This window comes from Synechococcus sp. L2F, from assembly GCF_024345695.1.
Taxonomy (GTDB): domain Bacteria; phylum Cyanobacteriota; class Cyanobacteriia; order PCC-6307; family Cyanobiaceae; genus MW101C3.
Genome location: NZ_JAGQBP010000002.1, coordinates 187,232 through 205,696, shown reverse-complemented (window position 1 = coordinate 205,696; position 18,465 = coordinate 187,232). Strand labels below are relative to the sequence as shown.

The window sequence follows — 18,465 nt, the reverse complement described above, 5'->3', positions numbered from 1 at the left end:
CGGGGGGTCAGGGCCTGATCAAGGCCGAAGTGCGGGCAGCAGACGCTGGGCACCTTGCAGCAGCAGGGCAGCGCCCGCGACAGGCAGCCAGAGGGGCAGCCAGGCACGGATCAGCGCCATCATCAACGACGACAGCCCCGGCGCCAGGCCCTGGCCCCACGCCAGCGGCCCGAACGGGGGCAGATCCAAGGCGGCGCCAAGGCTGAGGATGCCGCACACCGCCCCCACCAGCCCCGCCTGCAGGTGCCCGTCATCCGGGTCGACGCGCTGCAGGTGAAAGGCCAGCAGGCCATAGAAGAAGCCGCAGCCCCCGGCCCGCAGGGCCGGCTCCAGGCCCCCGCCCAGGCCGAGAGCCGCCGCCGCGCCCCCGGCCAGCAGCGCCCAGCTGATCGATTGCAGCCGCAGGCGTGCGCGGGGCTGTGGCGTTGGCCTGGGCTGCGCCGGAGGCTGGGGCTGGTCGGAGGCGGGCAGCACAGCGACGGCGGGGCGGGCGCAGCGTAAGGTGCCGCCCCGGATCCGGTCAGGGGGGCGCTCGCCGAAGATGGGCGCTTCGCATTGTTTCGTCGCGACGGGCCATGGCTGCCGCACCTTCTTCCAGCGCCTCCCCGGCCGCCCAGCCGCGCCCCCGCAGCGGCGCCGAGATCCGCGAGGCGTTCCTGGCCTTCTACGCCGCCCGCGAGCACCGGCGCCTGCCCAGCGCCTCGCTGGTGCCGGACGACCCCACCGTGCTGCTCACGATCGCGGGCATGCTGCCCTTCAAGCCGGTGTTCCTGGGGCAGGCGCCGCGGCCGGCGGCGCGGGCCACCACCAGCCAGAAGTGCATCCGCACCAACGACATCGAGAACGTGGGTCGCACGGCGCGGCACCACACCTTCTTCGAGATGCTGGGCAACTTCTCCTTCGGCGACTACTTCAAGGCCGAGGCGATCGCCTGGGCCTGGGAGCTCTCCACCGAGGTGTTCGGCCTGGATCCCCGCCACCTGGTGGTGAGCGTGTTCCGCGAAGACGATGAGGCCGAAGCGATCTGGCGCGAGGTCGTGGGGGTGAACCCGAAGCGGATCATCCGCATGGATGAAGCCGACAACTTCTGGGTGTCCGGCCCTACCGGCCCTTGCGGCCCCTGCTCGGAGATCTACTACGACTTCCACCCCGAACGCGGCGATGACGCCATCGATCTGGAGGACGACAGCCGCTTCATCGAGTTCTACAACCTGGTGTTCATGCAGTTCAACCGCGATGCGGAAGGAACGCTCACCCCCCTGGCGAACCGCAACATCGACACCGGCATGGGTCTGGAGCGCATGGCCCAGATCCTGCAGGGCGTGCCGAACAACTACGAAACCGATCTGATCGTTCCGCTGATTCACACCGCTGCCACGCTGGCTGGCGTCGATTACAGCCAGCTTGAGGAGAAGGGCCGCACCTCGCTCAAGGTGATCGGTGACCACAGCCGCGCCATCACCCAGTTGATCTGCGATGGGGTCACGGCGTCGAACCTGGGCCGCGGCTATATCCTGCGGCGCCTGCTGCGGCGGGTGGTGCGCCACGGCCGCCTGCTGGGCATCGATCAGCCCTTCCTGCGCACCATGGGCGAAGCGGCGATCGCGCTGATGGCGCCGGCCTTCCCGCAGCTGCTGGAGCGGCGTGAGGCGATCCTGGCCGAGCTGGGCCGCGAGGAGGCCCGCTTCCTCGACACGCTCGAGCGCGGCGAGAAGCTGCTGGCGGAGGTGCTGGCCTCCCGCCCTGCCGCCATCAGCGGCGCCCAGGCCTTCGAGCTCTACGACACCTACGGCTTCCCGCTGGAGCTCACCGAGGAGATCGCCGAGGAGCACGGGCTCACGGTCGACCGTGACGGCTTCGAGGCGGCGATGGAGGCCCAGCGGCAGCGGGCCAAGGCGGCGGCCGTGAGTGTGGACCTCACCGTGCAGGGGGCGGTGGCGGCCGCGGCGGCCGACCTCCCCGACACCCGCTTCGAGGGCTACGGCGCCCTGGAGCATCCCAGTCAGGTGCTGGCGCTGGTGGTGAACGGCAGTCCGGCCGAGCGGGCGGTGGCGGGCGAGGCGGTGCAGGTGGTGCTGGATGCCACGCCCTTCTATGGCGAATCCGGCGGGCAGATCGGCGACCGGGGCCTGCTGCTGGGCGGCGTTCTCGGCAGCGAGGGTGCCGGTGACGCGGGCGTGATCGTGCGGGTGGAGGCGGTGAGCCGCCTGCGCAAGCAGTTCGTGCATCAGGGCCGGGTGGAGCGCGGCAGCCTGGGCCTCGGTGATCGGGTGATCGCCCGGGTCGACCGGGCCTGCCGCCGCCGCGCCCAGGCGCATCACACCGCCACCCACTTGCTGCAGGCGGCGCTCAAGCAGCTGGTGGATCCCGCGATCGCCCAGGCGGGCTCGCTGGTGGATTTCGATCGCCTGCGCTTCGACTTCCACTGCCCCCGCGCAGTGAGCCGTGAGGAGCTGGAGCGGGTCGAGGAGCTGATCAACGGCTGGATCGCCGATGCCCACGAGCTGGAGGTGCAGGAGATGGAGCTGGAGCGGGCCCGCGCGGCCGGGGCGGTGGCGATGTTCGGCGAGAAATACGACGCCCAGGTGCGGGTGGTGGATGTGCCGGGGGTGTCGATGGAGCTCTGCGGCGGCACCCATGTGGCCAACACCGCCGAGATCGGCCTGTTCAAGATCGTCAGCGAAACCGGCGTGGCGGCCGGCATCCGCCGCATCGAGGCGGTGGCGGGTCCGGCGGTGCTGGCCTACCTGAACGAACGCGAGGCGGTGGTGCGCGAACTGGGCGACCGCTTCAAGGCCCAGCCCGCTGAAATCGTGGAGCGGGTGAGCGCCATGGCCGAGGAGCTCAAGGCCACCGGCAAGGCCCTGGCCGCCGCCCGCGCCGAACTGGCGCTGGCGAAGGCGGCGGCGCTGGCGGCCCAGGCGGAACCGCTCGGCTCCTTCCAGCTGCTGGTGGCCCGCCTCGATGGCGTGGAAGGTGCCGGTCTGCAGGGGGCGGCCCAGCAGCTGCAGCAGCAGCTGGGCGAGGGGGGTGCGGTGGTGCTGGGCGGCCTGCCCGATCCCGCCGACCTCACCAAGGTGATCCTGGTGGCCGCCTTCGGCGCGGCGGTGGTGCAGGCGGGCGCCAAGGCGGGCGCCTTCATCGGCACCATCGCCAAGCGCTGCGGCGGTGGCGGTGGCGGCCGTCCGGCCCTGGCCCAGGCCGGCGGCCGCGACGGCGCCGCCCTGCCGGCGGCGCTCGATGAGGCGCGCGCCGCCCTGGCCGCCGCCCTGGGCTGAGCGGGCGACTTGAAATGCATCGAGCTGCTTCCCGCTCTTTCCCAAGGCGCTGAGGTAGCGGCGCTCCTGATCCGACCGCATTGCCTCGCCTCTAAAACCCTTCATCCGACGCAGACGCCCGCTTCTGGATGGCAGCTCCGCTGTGTCTCAGGGGCGATCGGCCGCTCCACCTCCTTGTCCATCGGCAGCTCCACTGCGTTCGCCCACTGTTGCTTGGCCGCGGCCCGCTTCGGCACGGTCTGCGGCTGCATCCCCGGCAGCCGCTTCCGGGCGTTCCGCGGTGAAGCCCAGCGTGGTGAAGAGCTGCTGCATCGCGCGCAGCAACTGGTTCTGCTGGGCCAGCCGGCTTGCCAGCTCCAGCCCCTCCAGCTCGGCCCGGCGGCCGCTCACCAGTTGTGCCAGGCGCTCCATCAGCTCTGGGTTGTCCTGCAGCAGCGGACCGATGTGCTCGCGGTTCACCTCCAGCAGCAGGCATTCCTCCTGAGCCTGCACCGTGGCGCTGCGCGTGCTGTCGGTAAGCATCGCCATTTCGCCGAACAGGGCCCCCGCCTCCAGGCTGGCCACGTGAATCGGCGCTTCCCCAGGTTTTTGCTTCCACACATCCACACTCCCCTTCACCACCTGATACATCGCCCCACCCCGATCCCCTTCGCGCACGATCACCTCTGCCGCGGCATAGCGCACGCAGCGGATGTGGCTGGCGAGGCGATCAATCTCTTCCTCATTGAGTGCTTTGAACAGTGGATTGAGTGCCAGCAGGCGCCTGCGCTCCGCCTCGGCGCTGCTCACCGGCTGGCTCGTCTTCCCCTGCGGAGCCTGGCGTCGCAGCTCGCGCACGGGATAGGGAATGCTCTGCCCTGCGCGCTCGAGCCGGTACCAGATCTGTTCGAGCAGATCGCTCCGCAGCGACAGCTGAGCTGCCAGACCACCGGGAGCCTGATACACCACGATGTCGTAGAGAATCGCGCTGTCGGCGAACTCCTTCACCCACACGATCGGCTCCGGCTCCCCCAGCACGCGCGGATGCTGACGCACGCTCTCCAGCAGCAGCTGCCTGGCCTGGGTGGTGGGGAAGGCGTAATCGAGGCCGATGCTGAAACGGTTGCCCATGAAGCCGAAGGCGCCATGGTTGCGCACCACCTCGGAGGTGATCTTGGTGTTGGGAACGATCACCAGGGTGCCGGTGAGATCCCGCAGGCAGGTGTCCCGCCAGTTGATCTCCACGATCACGCCGGCGGTGCCATCTTCGAGCCAGACGAAATCCCCTTGCTGGAAGTGCTCATCGAGCTGCAGTTCCAGGCCGGCGAACAGATCCTTGAGCGGTTCCTGGGCCGCCAGGCCGATCATGGCGGTGAGCACGGCCGAGGTGGTCACCAGGCCGAGCAGGTCGAAGCGGGCCAGTTCCTTGAACACCACCACGGTGGCTACCGTGCCGCTGGTCAGCATCAGCAGCTGCAGCAGGATTTCCGGTGGCCGGTTCCACAGCTTCAGGGCCGCCGGCACCTCCAGGCCCACCCACAGCAGCAGCCGGATCGCGGCATAGATCAACACCAGCTCATCGAGCAGGGCGAACCAGGGCCGGTATCCCAGCGGCATCACCAGCGGCGACAGCGAGCGGCTGATCGCCCACACCACGGTGGCCACCGCCGGCAGCTGCAGGGGAAATGCCGGCCAGCGCCCCGCTCTGCAGAGATTGCGGGACAACAGCAGCAGGGCCAGGCTGCTGAGGGCGATCAGCCACACCTGCAGCGGATGCATGGGGAGAGGGCGGTGGCGGAGGGTGCAGCCCCGCGAGGAGAGGGCCTGCCGGCAGCACCCTAGGGGTCATGCCGACGGGGAACCACGAAGATCTGACCCCATGCGTCTGGAGGCGGCAAACAGCCGTTCAGGCCCCAAGCTTCAGAGGGGCGTGACCGCCCTGCCCCACTGAAAGCCCTGCGATGCGTCGCGCCCTCCCCGCTCTCACCACCGCTGCCTGCCTGCTGCCGGCCTGCCTGTTACTGGCGCGGCCGGCCCTGGCGCAGGCACAGCCGCTTCGCTGCGACGGCACCACGCTGGAGGTGCGGGGCAGCGCCGAGCTGAAGCGGGCTGCCGACCGCTTGCGCTTCTCCCTGGAGCTGCAGGCCGAAGCTCCCGGCAACGACGCCGCCCTGGCGCAGCTCCAGACGCGGCTGGCGGCCGTGCGCACCGCCCTGCAGGCGTTGCAGGTGAGCGAGCTGGAGGTCACTTCGCCCACCACCTGGTCGCGGCCGGCCACCAAGCAGCAGCCGGCCGCGATCCAGGCCCGGCTGCAGGTGAGTGGCGAGCTCGCCCCGGCCCGGCTACAGGCGCTGATCCGCCAGGTGGGCGGGCTGCCGGGGGTGCAGCTGGCGCCGGTGAGCACCCAGCCGTCGGCGGGCGGAGATGCGGCCGCCCGGCGCCAGCTGCTCAAGGGGGCCTACCAGGACGCCCTCACCCAGGCGCGGGATCTGGCTGACGCGATCGGCCTGCGCACGGTCACCCCCTTGGGCGTGGTGCTCGAAGGCGGCATGCGCCCCATGCTGATGAAGGCCGTTGCCGCCGAGAGCGTGGGCTTTGATCCGGCCGAACTGCCCGGACCCGTGGATCGGCTGGCGCTGCAGGCCACCTTCTGCGCCCGTTGAACGTGCCAGGGTCTGCGCTTGCTGAGCCGTCTGAAGGGCGTGCCGTCATGCTGATTTTCTGTAGCGATGACGGAGCCAGCCATGCTGTCGGGCCTTGCGCACAGCCTCTCGGGTCTGGAGCTGTTTCTGTTGCTGGCGATGGGGCACTTCGTCGGTGATTTCGCCCTCCAGAGCGATCGCATGGCAGTGGAGAAATGCAGGGGCCGCGATCACACCCTCCCCTGGTCGTGGTGGCTCACCGCCCACGCCGGCGTCCATGGCTTTCTGGTGGCCCTCCTCACTGGAATCGTCTGGCTGGGTGTGGCCGAGTGGCTGGTGCATGCCCTGATCGACTGGGGGAAATGCGCGGGCTACTACAGGCTTGGCCTCGACCAGACCCTTCACTTGCTCTGCAAGTTGCTCTGGGCGTTCAGCGCCGTGCATATCGCTGCCAGGTTGGCGCTCTCCTGAACCGGCCAGTGCCTGATTCGCTGCGAGACAGCGCAGCCGGCTGCAACACGCGCAGGCGCTGGTGGAAATCCTGCCCATCGACTCAGATCCCGATCGGGTCGCCGTGCTCCTGCGCTCCGGGGTGTGTCTCACCGACGCCGAGGCCTTCCTCAAGCCCGAGCAGCTCGATGACGTCGACATCGAGCGCTACCTCAGCCCTGCCGCCTCCTGCTGAGCCGGTGGTTCAGCGGGCCTGCAGATAGGTGGTCTGCCGCAGGCTGGTTTCCAGGTGATCCATCAGGCGGCGGGCATCGCCGATGCCCAGCTGCCCCTGGGCGATCGCCGTTTCGCTGGCCATGCGCAGCCGCTCCAGCAGCAGCTGGGGGTCGTGCTCCATCGCCTGCAGCACCTCGGCATTGGTGTCGCCGCGCACCACGTGATCCACCCGGTAGCCGCCGCCGGGCGCCAGGCGGATGTGCACGGCATCGGTGCTGCCGAACAGGTTGTGCAGGTTGCCCATCACCTCCTGGTAGGCACCGGCCAGGAACAGGCCGATCCAGTAGGGCTCACCGGGCCGCAGCGGGTGCAGTTCCAGCAGGGTCTTCACCTGGCCCCGGTCGATGAAGCGGGCCAGCTTGCCGTCGGAATCGCAGGTGAGATCGGCGAAGCTGCCCAGCCGGCCTGGCCGCTCGTGCAGCCGTTGCAGCGGCATCACGGGGAACAGCTGATCGATCGCCCAGGTGTCAGGCGCCGAGCGGAACACCGAGAGGTTGGCGTAATAGGTGGAGGCCAGGGCCGCCGGCAGGGTGCGCAGCTCCTGGGGAATCGGCGTTTCAGGCGGCAGCAGGGCCAGCCGTTCGGCGATCGCCTGGCAGCAGGCCCAGGTGAGCTGCTCGGCCAGGCCCCGCTCCGGCAGGCCCAGGTAGCCGAGGCGAAAGGCCGCCATCGCGTCGTCCTTGAACTTGAGGGCGTCGTTCCAGGCCTCCTGCAACCGCTCCAGGGCCAGGGCGATCGCCGCGGGGTCCGCGGCCGCCACCGCCTCGATCCCCGCATGGGTGTCACGCAGGTTGCGCAGGATCAGGGCCTCCTCGCCGCTGGCCGCCGGCACGGCGCCGGGAAGGCCGCTGGCCCCCAGCACGTCGAACACCAACACCGAGAAGTGGCTGGCGAGGGCCCGGCCGCTCTCGCTCACCAGCGTCGGCACGGCGATGCCCGCGCTGTCGCAGCACTCCCGCACGGTGGCCACCACGTCGTTGGCGTAGTTCTGCAGCGAGTAGTTCTTGGAGGCGGCCGTGGCGGTACGGCTGCCGTCGTAGTCGACGCCCAGGCCGCCGCCCACATCCAGGTAGCCCATCGGTGCCCCCAGCCGGGTGAGCGCGGCATAGATCTGCCCCGCCTCCTGGAGGGCGTCCTTGAGCACGGCGATGTCGTTGATCTGGCTGCCCACGTGGAAGTGCAGCAGGCGCAGCTCGCCCAGCAGGCCGGCGGCGCGCAGGGCCTCCACCGTGGCCAGCAGGTCGGGCACCGACAGGCCGAACTTGGCCTTCTCGCCCACCGAACTGCCCCAGCGGCCGGTGCTGCGGGTGGCCAGCTTGGCGCGGATGCCGATCAGCGGCGCCGCCCCCAGGTCGCGGCTGGCGCTGATGATCCGCTCCACCTCATCGGCCTGCTCGATCACCACCACCGGCTGCCGGCCGAGCCGCCGGGCCAGGATCGCCGTCTCGATGTAGCGCTGATCCTTGTAGCCGTTGCAGATCAGCAACGCCTGGGGATCGTTCACCAGCGAGAGCGCGATCAGCAGCTCCGCCTTGCTGCCGGCCTCCAGGCCGAAATGCCACTGCCGGCCGCTTTCCACCAGCTGCTCCACCACGTGGCGCTGCTGGTTGCACTTCACCGGAAACACGCCCTGATAGCGGCCGGCGTAGTCGTATTGGGCGATGGCGCGCTCGAAGGCGCCATGCAGCCGCTCGAGGCGGTCCTCGAGGATGTCGTCGAAGCGGATCAGCAGCGGCAGGCTGAGGTTGCGCCCCCGCAGCTCCTGCACCAGCTCCACCAGATCGAGCGAGCCGCCGCGCTCGCCGCGGGGCTGCACGATCACGTGGCCGCGAGCGCTCACCGTGAAATAGGGATCCCCCCAGGCTTCTAGGCCGTACAGGCGGCTGCTGTCGGCCACGCTCCAGGCCAGGCCCGACGGAGCGGCGGCAACGGTTTCAGCAGGCATGGGCACGGGGCTGGAAAGAAGCGGCCCAAGGCAGCTTAGTCAGCGGAAACAGGCCAGGTTCAGGGCGTCGCAGGCGTCAGCTCCCAGTCGAGCGCGCTGCCACGCCCCCGTCCCGGGCGCCTCCTCTGCCCACCACCCCTGCAGGCCGAGCGCCGGCCCCGCCGGGGCTCGGTACCTCAGCAGAAACAGGTCCAGCCGATGACATGGCGCCCGCCCGCATCGGGGTTGCTTGCCAAGCGGCAGCCCCAGCGCGGACGATGGCCCCATTCCCCAGAGCAACTGCCATGGCCACCGAACGCACCTTCCTCGCGATCAAACCGGACGGGGTGCAGCGCGGGCTGGTGGGCGAGATCCTGGGGCGCTTCGAGCGCAAGGGCTTCAAGCTGGTGGGCCTCAAGCAGCTGGTGCCCAGCCGGGAACTGGCAGAGAGCCATTACGGCGTGCACCGGGAACGGCCCTTCTTCGCCGGCCTGGTGGCTTTCATCACCAGCGGCCCTGTGGTGGCGATGGTATGGGAGGGCGATGGTGTGATCGCCAGTGCCCGCAAGTTGATCGGCGCCACCAAGCCCCTGGAGGCGGAGCCGGGCACGATCCGCGGCGATCTGGCCGTGAACATCGGCCGCAACGTGATTCATGGCTCTGATGCGGCGGAAACCGCCGATTTCGAGATTGGCCTCTGGTTCGAAGCCTCCGAGCTCAGCGATTGGACGCCGGCTGATCAGGTGTGGCGCGTCGAGCCCTGAGCCTTCATCCTGAGGGCCGTAACAGCGAGCTTGATGCCGCGCTCCGCCAGCCTGGCTTACGCCGCAGTTGTTCTCACCGGTGTGTCGCTGGTGGCGGTGTTAGGCCTTTCCGGCGGGGCCCCGGCCACCGTGCAATTGCCCCGGGTGATCGATGTGGCGGAGCGACCCGCCTTCATCAAGCCTCCCGGCCGAACGGAGCAGAAGGCCAACGCGGGCCAGGTGCTGACGTCCCGCACGGAGATCCGCACCCAGCGCCCGGGTCGGATGCAGGTGCAGCTGGCGGATGGCAGCAGTTTCCGCCTCGGCGGTGATGCCCTGCTGCGGCTCGATCCGGGCGGCCCCTCCCTGAAGCGCGGCCAGATCATTGCCTGGATCGATCCGGACGGGACCCGCCTCCTTCCCCTCAGGGTTCGCACCCGGGTGGGAACGGCCTCGATTCAGGGCACCACGGTGTTCATCGAGGATTTTCCCAGCGAAGTTCATTTTCTGAGCTGGGAAGGAACCGTGCAGGTGAGCGCCAGCGATGGCCGCCGCTTCACTCTCAATAGTGGAGAGATCCTCACCGCCACCACCACAGGCACTTGGGTGGGCCCCCGCCGGCTCAGCGTTGAGGAGGCGCGCGTGCGCCGCCGCACCAGTGTGCTGATGAATGGCTTCTCCGCCCCGATGGCAACCTTGCCGGTGATCGAGCGCGAGCTAGGCCTCGACCGTTGAGGCTGCTCGGGCCGGGTCGGTGGCGGAGGCTCTGGTGGCTCGCCTTGGCCTTGCCCCTGCTGGCTGGGCTGGATCATGAGCCGGCCACACCCGCAGGCCAGGCCCTGCAGCTGGCCGATGGCCAGATCGCCGCGCTCTGGTTCCGGTTGCGCGGCACCCGCCCGGCTCCTCCGGATCCAGTGCTGCTGGCCATCGATGCTGAATCGCTCCAACTCGCGGCCCTGCTCAGGCCGGCCGACCGGGCTGCGTCGCCGCTGTGGCGGGAGATGGGCCCCTGGCCCTGGCGAAGGGCCCTGCAGGCGCAGGTGATCGCCAGGGTGCTGGAGCAGGGGGCGGCCAGAGTGCTCGTCAACATTGAATACAGCCAGCCCAGCCCGTTCGGGCCGGCCGATGACGCGGCCTTCCAGGCGGCTCTGGCGCCCTGGCGCGAACGGGTGCATCTGGCCGTCCGCTACGGGCGCACTGAACGGCAGGGGGTGGCGCAGGTGGTCCTGGCAAAGCCGCTGCATGGCCTCGGGGCACCCGGGCTGACGATCCTGCTCCAGTCCCCGCAGGGGATGGCGGAGGCTGTGCCGGGGCAGGCCTGGCTCGACCAGCACCTGGCCGGTTTCCCGCTGCCCCACCCGCGCCCGATGGCCTTTCTGGTCAACGACCGGCCGCTGCCTCGGGCCCCGATGGGCCTGAATTACATCGGCCCCTCCGGCAGCCTGGCTCGGGTGCCCGCCTGGCAGGTGCTTGACACCCCCCCCGGCTTCTGGCGCGGCCGCACGGTGCTGTTCGGCGCCACCACCCCGGAGTTGGGGGATCAGCAGGAAACTCCCTTCGGTCCCCAGAGCGGCACCGAGGTGCTGGGAGTGGCGATCGCCAACGCCCTGTCAGGCCAGGGGCTGCACACGCTCCCATTGCCGATTGAGGTGGGGCTGCTGCTGTTCTGGGGGATCGGCGCCTGGTGGTGGCTCAGCCGCAGCAGCTCCGCTGGTCACACCCTGCTGATCACGTTGGTGATGATCGCGATGGCGCTGCTGGCCGGCTGGGGGCTCTGGGCAGGAGCGCTGCTGCGGTTGCCCCTGGCTGCCCTGCTGCTGGCCACGGTGGCGGGAGGGGGACTACTGGCGGTGGGGCAGGTGCTGGTGGAGGGCCGCGAACGGGCCTACCTCCACCAGTTGCTGTCGCGGCGTGTGTCGCCCGCCCTGCTGCACGACATCCTTCGCAACCCCGGGCCGATCTGGACTCAGGTCGGCGGCAGCCGCGCCCGCTGCGTGGTGCTGTTCAGCGATCTGGTGGGCTTCACCTCGCTGAGTGTCGACATGCCCGCCACCGAGCTCTTCACCCTGCTCAACCGCTACTTCGAAGTGATGGCCAGCGCCGTGCTGGCGGAGCAGGGCCTGCTCGACAAGTTCATTGGTGATGCGGTGATGGCGGAATTCGGCGTGCCCCGCAGCCGCGGCGATCGCGAGGAGGCCCGCGCGGCGGTGCGGGCGGCGCTGGCGATGCAGAGCGGCCTGCAGGCGCTCAACCGGGAGCTGGCCGCGGTGGGCCGGCAGCCGCTCCGCCATGGCATCGGTCTGCACGTGGGCGAGGTGACCGCCGGCAATCTCGGCGCGGCCCAGCGGCTGGAGTTCACCGTGGTGGGGGCCACCGTCAACGTGGCCAGCCGGCTGGAGGGGCTCACCCGCCGCTATCCCGAGCAGCCGATCCTGATCAGTGGGGAGCTGCTGGCCCTGCTGCCCGGTGAGCTGGATGTGGTGCCTCTGGGGTCGCACACGCTCAAGGGCTGGCCCCAGCCGCTTGAGGTGTTCGGCCTGCGGGGTGTGTGCGGGCGGATAAACGTTCCAGAATGTCTGGATGGCCCTTTTCCGTTGCCTGTTCCGGGCGCGGGAGATTGACGGCGCCGTTCGCTTCGCCTGATTCAGGATTCGCCATGCCCGCTCTTGCTGCTTCCGCCGGTGATCTCCTGGCCGCTCGGCTGAGCCTGAATTCTCTGCTGCGCCCAGCCGCCCTGCTGAGCCTGGCAGCCGGGGCGGGTCTGGCTCTGTCGAGCTCCCCTGTGCGCGCCAACGAGAAGGCCACGGTGCGGGAGATTCTTGATGGCAAGGAGCTCTACATCGACGACCGTCAGGCAAAGGTGAAGCAGACGGCCATCACGCCGCAGGAGATCAGCACGAAGAACAGCCGCGCCCAGCTCGGTTTCGCCTCCGGCGCCGCCGGACGGCTCAACCGCTTCTCCCAGCTGCGGCTTGGCAGCACCTGCTTCCTGCTCAGCAAGGGCCAGGTGCTCGTCTCCGGCCCGCAGAGCGGCTGCACCCGCTCCTCACGGCTGAGCGTGCGCGGCACCAACTATGTGCTTCAGGTCGACGACGACGGCATCGCAGAGCTCTCGGTGCTGGAGGGCTCTGTGGAGGTGGAAGCGCTCCGGGATGGCACGCCGACCGGCGCCCCACCCACCACCGTGAACGCGGGTGAACGCCTGCGCCTCTCGCCCGCCGGTGTGGTGCTCGCCCTGCTGCGGCTCACCAGCGGTGATTACGGCTCCCTGATCAACGGACCACTCTTTCAGGGCTTCACCACACCCCTGCCGGCGATCGGGTCACTCGAGAGCTACATCCGCTCGTACGTGCCTGGGGTGTCGCTGCCCTCCGCGCCAGTGTCGGTCCCGTCGATTCCGAGTTTCGGCCTGCCGCGGTTGTTCTAGTGGGGACCCGGCCGGCTGCCGCGACTGCCCGCCCCACCATGCCGGCCGGCACCGCTAGGCCGGCCGGCATGGTGGGGCGATGAAGCTGAGCACCCGGCGGCTGCCGTTGCTGTCGCTGGCGCTCGTGCTGGCGGTGGGGGCCTTGGGGGGGTGGCCACCGGGCCGCTGGCGCGCCTGGGAGCGCTCGATCGAGCAACAGCTGGTGCTGTGGCGCGGTCCGCGCCAGCCACCGGCGGCGGTGGTGGTGGTGGCGATCGATGACGCCACCCTGCAGCAGGGTGGCTGGTTCGTGAGCCAGAACCGCGCCACCATTCCCCCCTGGGCCCGCGGCATCGGCACCCTGCCCTGGCCCCGCACCGCCTATGGCCTGTTGGCCGAGCGGCTTTTGGAGGCAGGCGCGGCCGGTGTGGCGATCAATGTGGTGTTCGCCGGCCCCAGCAGCCAGGGGACCAGCGACGACCGGGCCATGAGCCGCCTGCTGGAGAAGCAGCGCGGGCGCGTGGCACTCGCGGCGGAGATGCTCGAACCGCAGGACCCCGAAGCAGGCAGCGGCCTCACCCTGGTGCGCCCGGAAGCCTTCATGGCTGCGATCGGCGGCCCCGCCCAGCTTGGGCTCACCAATGTTCTGCCCCAGCAGGAAGGGGCGCCGGCCTTCCACCCCGAGGCCTACGGCCGCGGCCTGCTGCCGGCCAATGGGGTGGAGCCGTTTCCCTCTTTGGCCGGCACCGCGCTTCGGCTGCTGGGGCGGCCGAGCCTGCAACCCGACCAGCACCGCGCCCTCAACGTCTACGGCCCGGAAGGCACCTTCCTGCGCCTTTCCGCCTGGGAGGTGCTGGACCCGGAGCGCTGGCGCCGCCATCCTCGCCGCGCTGCCGTGCAGGGCGCCCTGGTGCTGGTGGGGCCGGTGGTGTCGCAAGGGGAAGGAGGCAATGCCACCCCGTTCGGCAACCTGTCGGGGTTGGAGCTGCTGGCTACCGCCACGGCCAACTCCCTGCAGGGCGATGGGCTGGCTCCGTGGCCGGAAGCCCCCCTGGCCCGGGCGTTGCTGGCGGCCTTGCCGGTGCTGCTGGTGGCGCTGGCGGCGTTGCGGGTGGCGGCGCTGCGCTGGCGGCTCCTGGCCCTGGGTGTGGTGCTGGTGGTGCAGCTGACGGCGGGGGCGGTGCTGCTCGCCCGCGCTCACCGCTGGCTGCCGCTGCTGGCACCGGTGAGCGGCCTGGTGCTGCTGGGCCTGCTCTACGGCGGCGACGCCTACCTGCGCGAGGAGCGGGAACGGCGGCGCCTGAGGCGCACCTTCGAGCGCTACGTGGCTCCCAGTGTGGTGGCCGAGATCCTGGCCGATCCGGCGGCGGCCGATGGCATGCTGCGCGGCCGGCTGCGGCCGGTCACCGTGCTGTTCTCCGACCTCAAGGGCTTCACCCAGCTGACCCGCCTGCGCAGCAGCAACGGCGAGATCGAGCTGCATGTCCAGCAGCTCAACCGCTACCTCGGCGCCATGGTGGAGGTGATCACCGCCCACGGCGGCACCATCGACAAATTCATCGGTGATGCGGTGATGGCGGTGTTCGGCGCTCCGCTCAGCCGGGGCCAGCAGGCAGAGGCTCTGGCGGCGCTGCGCTGTGCCACCGCCATGAAGGCCGAACTGGCGCAGCTCAACGCCCGCTGGGCCGAAGAGGGCCTGCCGCCCTTCGCCAGTGGCATCGGCCTCGCCAGCGGCGCGGTGATCGTGGGCCAGATCGGCAGCCCCCAGCGGCTCGAATTCACCGTGATCGGCGACACGGTCAACCTGGCCAGCCGCCTGGAGGGGCTCACCCGCCAAGTGGACGCCGGCCTGTTGTTCGATCAGGCCACCGCCGATCTGGTGGCGGAGGTGCTGCCGGTCCAGGGGCTGGGGGAACGGCCGGTGAAGGGGATGGAGGCGCTGCCGATCTACACCCTCGGCCCGGCGGTGCGGCCTGCGGAAGTCGGCGGCTGATCTGCGCGGCCCCCCGCAAAAGCCCGGTCCCAGCGGAAGGGGGCCAGCAGTTCCGGCACCGCGGTGGAGCCCAGCAGAAGCGGCACCAGCAGCTCGGCGGTGATCGCGGCCAGCAGCACGCCGTTGCGGTAGTGGCCGGTGGCCAGCCACACCCCCTCGATCGGGCCGGCCCCCAGCAAAGGCGCCTCGTCCGGGGTGCCGGGCCGGAACCCCCACCAGCGCTCCATCGGCGGCCAGCCGGCGGCGGCCGGCAGCAGGGCGGCCAGGTTGTCCTCAAGCTGGCGCTGCCCCTGGGGGGTGAGCCCGTCCGCGAAGCCGGCCTGCGGCTCGGCGGTGGCCCCCACCACCACCAGGCCGTCGTCACGCGGCACCAGGTAGGTCCCGGGGCCGAACACCACCCGCCGCAGCGCCTGGCGCGGTCCCTGCAGCGACAGCATCTGCCCCTTGACTGGATGGACCGGAAGCGCGGGCAGCAGGTCGGCGCTCCAGGCGCCGCAGGCCAGCACCGCCTGCTGGCAGGCCAGGCGCCGCTCCTCCCCGTCGGCGCCCCGCAGTCGCACGCCGGTGAGGCGGCGATCGTGCAGCAGTTCCAGCACCTCGGCACCCTCCTCGAAGGCCACACCCCGCTCCACGCAGGCGCGCTCCAGGGCCCGCATCAGCTGGCGGCGGTTGTCGATCTGGCCGTCCTGGGCGAACAACAGGCCGGCCTGGAAGCTGGGTCCGATGCCGGGCACCTCCGCCTCCAGCCGCGTGCGATCGAGCGCTTCCCCCAGCGCGGCCGTTGGGTAGGTGTCGCGCTCACCGACGGAACGGAAGGGCACCACGATGCCGCAGGCACGCAGGCCGCAGCGCAGGCCGCTGTCGGCTTCGATCTGGGCCACCCAGGTCGGAATTTGCTCCAGGCTGGCCTGGCCGAGGGCGAGCAGCGGGCCGCTGAGTCCCTCGGCATGGGGGGCGAGCATGCCGGCGGCCACGAAGCCGGCCGCCTCGCTGCGCCGGCGGCTGAGCACCTTCACCGCCAGACCCCGACGGGCACATTGATGGGCGACGGCCAGGCCGATCAGGCCACCGCCGAGGATCAGGAGTGGGTCGCTGGCCGCTGCCGGCATGGCTGGGCGGGGAGATCGCACAGCTCTCTAGTGTTCCAGCCGGCGGCACAGCCAGGGCAGGCTCAGGCCCTGCAGGCTGAGGTTGAGGAACACCACCACGAAGATCAGTCCCTCCACCAGATCCTCCAGCCGGGGCAGCTCGGCGGGGGGGATGCCGGGCAGGGAGGGCAGGACCTGGGTCACGCTGTAGCCCAGGGCGATCGGCACCGCCCCGCGCAGTCCGCACCAGGCGATCAACACGCCTGCCTGCCAGTCGAAGGGCGACCAGGGCTGAAACACCCACACGCTCAATGGCCGGGCCAGCAGCATCAGTCCGAGGGCCACCAGCGCTCCGGGCAGGGCGGCGCCAGGGAGGCTGCTGGCATCGATCAGCACACCGAACAGCAGAAACACCGTGATCTGCATGGTGGTGTTGAAGGGCTCCAGGCTGTGCTCGAGCAGTTCCGGCGTGATCAGCTTGTTCTCGTAGATGTTGTTGGCCAGAAACAGACCCGTCACGTAGGTGGCGATGAAGCCGGAGCCCTCCAGCAGGGTGGCGAAGCCGTAGGAAGCCAGGGCGATGGAGATGCCCACCACCAGGATCTGGTCCTTGCTGGTGATCAGGTGATTCAGCGCGTACTGGGCCAGATAGGTGAGAATCAGGCCCACCAGGATGCCGCTCCCCACGCTCTTGATAAAGGCCTGGAGCTGATCCAGCAGGGCTCCACCTTCGCTGCCCCCCTGGCCGGTGAGCCCCACGATCAGAAACAGGAACAGGATCGCCGCGGGATCGTTCACCGACGACTCGAACTCCAGCAGTGAGCGCACCCGCACCGGAATGCGGTCCTGCACCACCCGCAGCACGCTGAGGGTGGCGCCGGCGTCGGTGGAGCCGAGGCAGGCTGCCACCAGCAGCGCCACGCTCAGGGGCATGGGTTGGCCCAGACCATGGAACACCGCCCAGATCAGGCCTCCGAGCAGCAGCGACGACACGGCCACTCCGCCCACCGCCAGCAGCACGCCGTAGCCCAGGAAGCCCCGGATGTGCTGGGTGTCGGAGTTGAGCCCGGCCACGAACAGCAGCATGCTCAGGGTCACGGTGTGCAGGGCCTCCACCGCCTGCACCGTCAACAGTCCGGCGCTGGGCTGGATGGCGACCCCCAGCACCAGGATGCCGAGGATGGCAGGCACCCGCAGCTGCAGGGCCAGCCGGCTGGCCACCAGGGTGGCCAGGTAGGTCACGGCGATGGCGGCGAGCAGGCCATGCAGCGGAATCTGCAGGCCGGTGGCTATGGGCCCGGTTGCGGTCATGGGTGGTGGCCAGGGGTGGGGGTTGGGGGCAGCGGCTTGGGCAGCGCGGCGAACCAGTGGAACAGGAACGGGGAGAGCAGCAGCAGGCAGAGCAGGTTGGGCAGCACCACCAGGGCCTCCAGCAGTTCGGCCACCTGCCACAGTCCATCGCCGCTGCCGGGGGCCAGCAGCACCAGGGCGCCGCACCAGCAGCCGCGGAACAGTGGCCGCCAGCGCAGGCCTGTAAGAAACACCAGACAGCGCTCCGCCACGACGCTGGCGGTGAGGATGGTGCTGAAGGCGAACAGCACCAGCGCCAAGTGGCTGATCCAGAGTGAGCCGGGTCGTGCCCAGGTCATGGCGGCGTTCACCACGCTGAACGGATCGCCGCCGCTGCGGTAGGCGCCGCTGGCGATCACCAGCAGGCCGATTGCGCTGCAGACGGCGGTGTCCACCAGGTTTCCCAGCATGGCCACCGTGCCCTGGCGGAGCGGATCGGCGGGCCAGGCGGTGGCCTGCACGATGGCGGCGCTGCCGGTGCCGGCCTCATTGGAGAACACCGCCAGGCGCACGGCGGCACTCACCGTCACCGCCACGCTGCCGCCGGCGATGGCGCTGGGGGCGAGGGCTCCGTCCAGCACCTGTACGAGCACCTGCTTCAGCTGGTCGAGGTGGTCCAGCAGCAGCACCGCCATGGCCAGGCCGTAGCCCAGCACCATCAGCGGCACCAGCACCACGGCCACGCGGGCGACGCGTTTCAGTCCGCCACTGATCACCGCCGCTGTGGCCAGGGCCACCACCAGGCCGGTGAGCAGGGGCGGACTGCCCAGGTCGAGGGCCATCACCCGGGCCAGCTGGCGCACCTGCAGGCCGTTGGAGGAACCGAAGGCGGAGACCACGGTCATCGCTGCGAACACCGTCGCCAGCCAGCGCCAGCGCCGGTGCAGGCCGCGGCGGATGGTGAGCATCGGCCCCGCCAGCACGCTGCCATCGGCCAGGGGGCGGCGGAACTGGACGGCCAGAACCGTCTCCGCAAACTTGAGGGCCATGCCCACCAGCGACACCGCCCACAGCCAGGCCAGCACCCCGGGCCCGCCCAGGCTGATCCCCAGGGCCACGCCGGTGATGTTGCCGATCCCCACGGTGCCGCCCAGGGTCACCAGAAAGGCGCTGCAGCTTTCCAGCTCGCCCTCTGCAGCCCCAGGGGCGGGGCCGGGGTGGCGCAGGGCCCGCCAGAGCTGGCGCAGGCCGAAGGGAATCAGCCGCCAGGGCGCGAAGTTGAGCCCCAGGCAGAGGAATACCGCCACGAAGCACACCCAGTCCACCAGGAGGTCCCAGACAAACTGGTGGATCGTTGCAACCAGTTCCATAGGATCGGCCCTGATTGGCAGGCGAT

General features: G+C 70.4%; 15 protein-coding genes. 9 read left to right on the top strand and 6 right to left on the bottom strand.

Going from position 1 to position 18,465, the window contains the following annotated elements:
• Positions 1–18: 18 nt before the first annotated feature.
• The gene (locus KBZ19_RS05940) at positions 19–471 is read right to left on the bottom strand and encodes a hypothetical protein (RefSeq protein WP_261346351.1); all 453 of its coding nucleotides are present in this window, start codon (positions 469–471) and stop codon (positions 19–21) included.
• Between the two features lie 104 nt (positions 472–575).
• Between KBZ19_RS05940 and alaS the strand changes: the two genes are divergently transcribed.
• On the top strand, positions 576–3,278 hold the full coding sequence (gene alaS, locus KBZ19_RS05935; RefSeq protein WP_255100207.1) for an alanine--tRNA ligase: 2,703 nt from the start codon (positions 576–578) through the stop codon (positions 3,276–3,278).
• 147 nt (positions 3,279–3,425) lie between these two features.
• On the opposite strand, the gene KBZ19_RS05930 is transcribed toward alaS, so the two are convergent.
• Positions 3,426–5,036 carry a mechanosensitive ion channel family protein gene (locus KBZ19_RS05930; protein WP_255100205.1) on the bottom strand — a complete coding sequence of 537 codons (1,611 nt, stop codon included), beginning with the start codon at positions 5,034–5,036 and terminating at the stop codon, positions 3,426–3,428.
• 182 nt (positions 5,037–5,218) lie between these two features.
• On the opposite strand from KBZ19_RS05930, the gene KBZ19_RS05925 reads away from it, so the two are divergent.
• The 3 genes from KBZ19_RS05925 (at position 5,219) to KBZ19_RS05915 (ending at position 6,584) form a co-directional block, all read left to right on the top strand.
• Positions 5,219–5,920, top strand: a complete 702-nt coding sequence (locus KBZ19_RS05925; protein WP_094512149.1) for an SIMPL domain-containing protein — start codon at positions 5,219–5,221, stop codon at positions 5,918–5,920.
• Between the two features lie 66 nt (positions 5,921–5,986).
• Complete coding sequence (locus KBZ19_RS05920) at positions 5,987–6,370, top strand: DUF3307 domain-containing protein (RefSeq protein ID WP_315856324.1); 384 nt, start codon at positions 5,987–5,989, stop codon at positions 6,368–6,370.
• A gap of 61 nt (positions 6,371–6,431) precedes the next feature.
• Positions 6,432–6,584 carry a hypothetical protein gene (locus tag KBZ19_RS05915; protein WP_255100203.1) on the top strand — a complete coding sequence of 51 codons (153 nt, stop codon included), beginning with the start codon at positions 6,432–6,434 and terminating at the stop codon, positions 6,582–6,584.
• Between the two features lie 9 nt (positions 6,585–6,593).
• On the opposite strand, the gene speA is transcribed toward KBZ19_RS05915, so the two are convergent.
• Positions 6,594–8,570: a biosynthetic arginine decarboxylase gene (gene speA / locus KBZ19_RS05910; RefSeq protein ID WP_255100690.1), complete on the bottom strand. Its 1,977-nt coding sequence runs from the start codon at positions 8,568–8,570 to the stop codon at positions 6,594–6,596.
• Between the two features lie 284 nt (positions 8,571–8,854).
• On the opposite strand from speA, the gene ndk reads away from it, so the two are divergent.
• The 5 genes from ndk (at position 8,855) to KBZ19_RS05885 (ending at position 14,691) form a co-directional block, all read left to right on the top strand.
• On the top strand, positions 8,855–9,313 hold the full coding sequence (gene ndk / locus KBZ19_RS05905; RefSeq protein WP_094512141.1) for a nucleoside-diphosphate kinase: 459 nt from the start codon (positions 8,855–8,857) through the stop codon (positions 9,311–9,313).
• Positions 9,314–9,346: 33 nt separating this feature from the next.
• Positions 9,347–10,027 (top strand): FecR family protein, encoded by a 681-nt coding sequence (locus KBZ19_RS05900; protein WP_255100202.1) that lies wholly within the window; start codon positions 9,347–9,349, stop codon positions 10,025–10,027.
• A gap of 50 nt (positions 10,028–10,077) precedes the next feature.
• On the top strand, positions 10,078–11,913 hold the full coding sequence (locus tag KBZ19_RS05895) for an adenylate/guanylate cyclase domain-containing protein (RefSeq protein WP_255100201.1): 1,836 nt from the start codon (positions 10,078–10,080) through the stop codon (positions 11,911–11,913).
• Positions 11,914–11,948: 35 nt separating this feature from the next.
• On the top strand, positions 11,949–12,719 hold the full coding sequence (locus KBZ19_RS05890; RefSeq protein WP_255100199.1) for a FecR domain-containing protein: 771 nt from the start codon (positions 11,949–11,951) through the stop codon (positions 12,717–12,719).
• Positions 12,720–12,798: 79 nt separating this feature from the next.
• Positions 12,799–14,691 (top strand): adenylate/guanylate cyclase domain-containing protein, encoded by a 1,893-nt coding sequence (locus tag KBZ19_RS05885; protein ID WP_255100197.1) that lies wholly within the window; start codon positions 12,799–12,801, stop codon positions 14,689–14,691.
• On the opposite strand, the gene thiO is transcribed toward KBZ19_RS05885, so the two are convergent.
• From thiO to KBZ19_RS05870, 3 genes are read right to left on the bottom strand one after another with little or no spacing between them, the layout of a single operon-like run.
• A complete protein-coding gene (thiO, locus tag KBZ19_RS05880; protein WP_094512125.1) occupies positions 14,646–15,800 on the bottom strand; it encodes a glycine oxidase ThiO in 1,155 nt (384 codons plus the stop codon). The two genes, KBZ19_RS05885 and thiO, sit on opposite strands and share 46 nt — an antisense overlap.
• 27 nt (positions 15,801–15,827) lie before the next feature.
• Entirely contained in the window at positions 15,828–17,090 is a 1,263-nt protein-coding gene (locus tag KBZ19_RS05875; RefSeq protein ID WP_255100196.1) for a cation:proton antiporter, read from the bottom strand.
• Positions 17,087–18,439, bottom strand: coding sequence for a sodium:alanine symporter family protein (locus KBZ19_RS05870; protein WP_255100195.1), 1,353 nt, complete (start codon positions 18,437–18,439; stop codon positions 17,087–17,089). The genes KBZ19_RS05875 and KBZ19_RS05870 overlap by 4 nt, the downstream gene beginning before the upstream one ends.
• Positions 18,440–18,465: the final 26 nt, after the last annotated feature.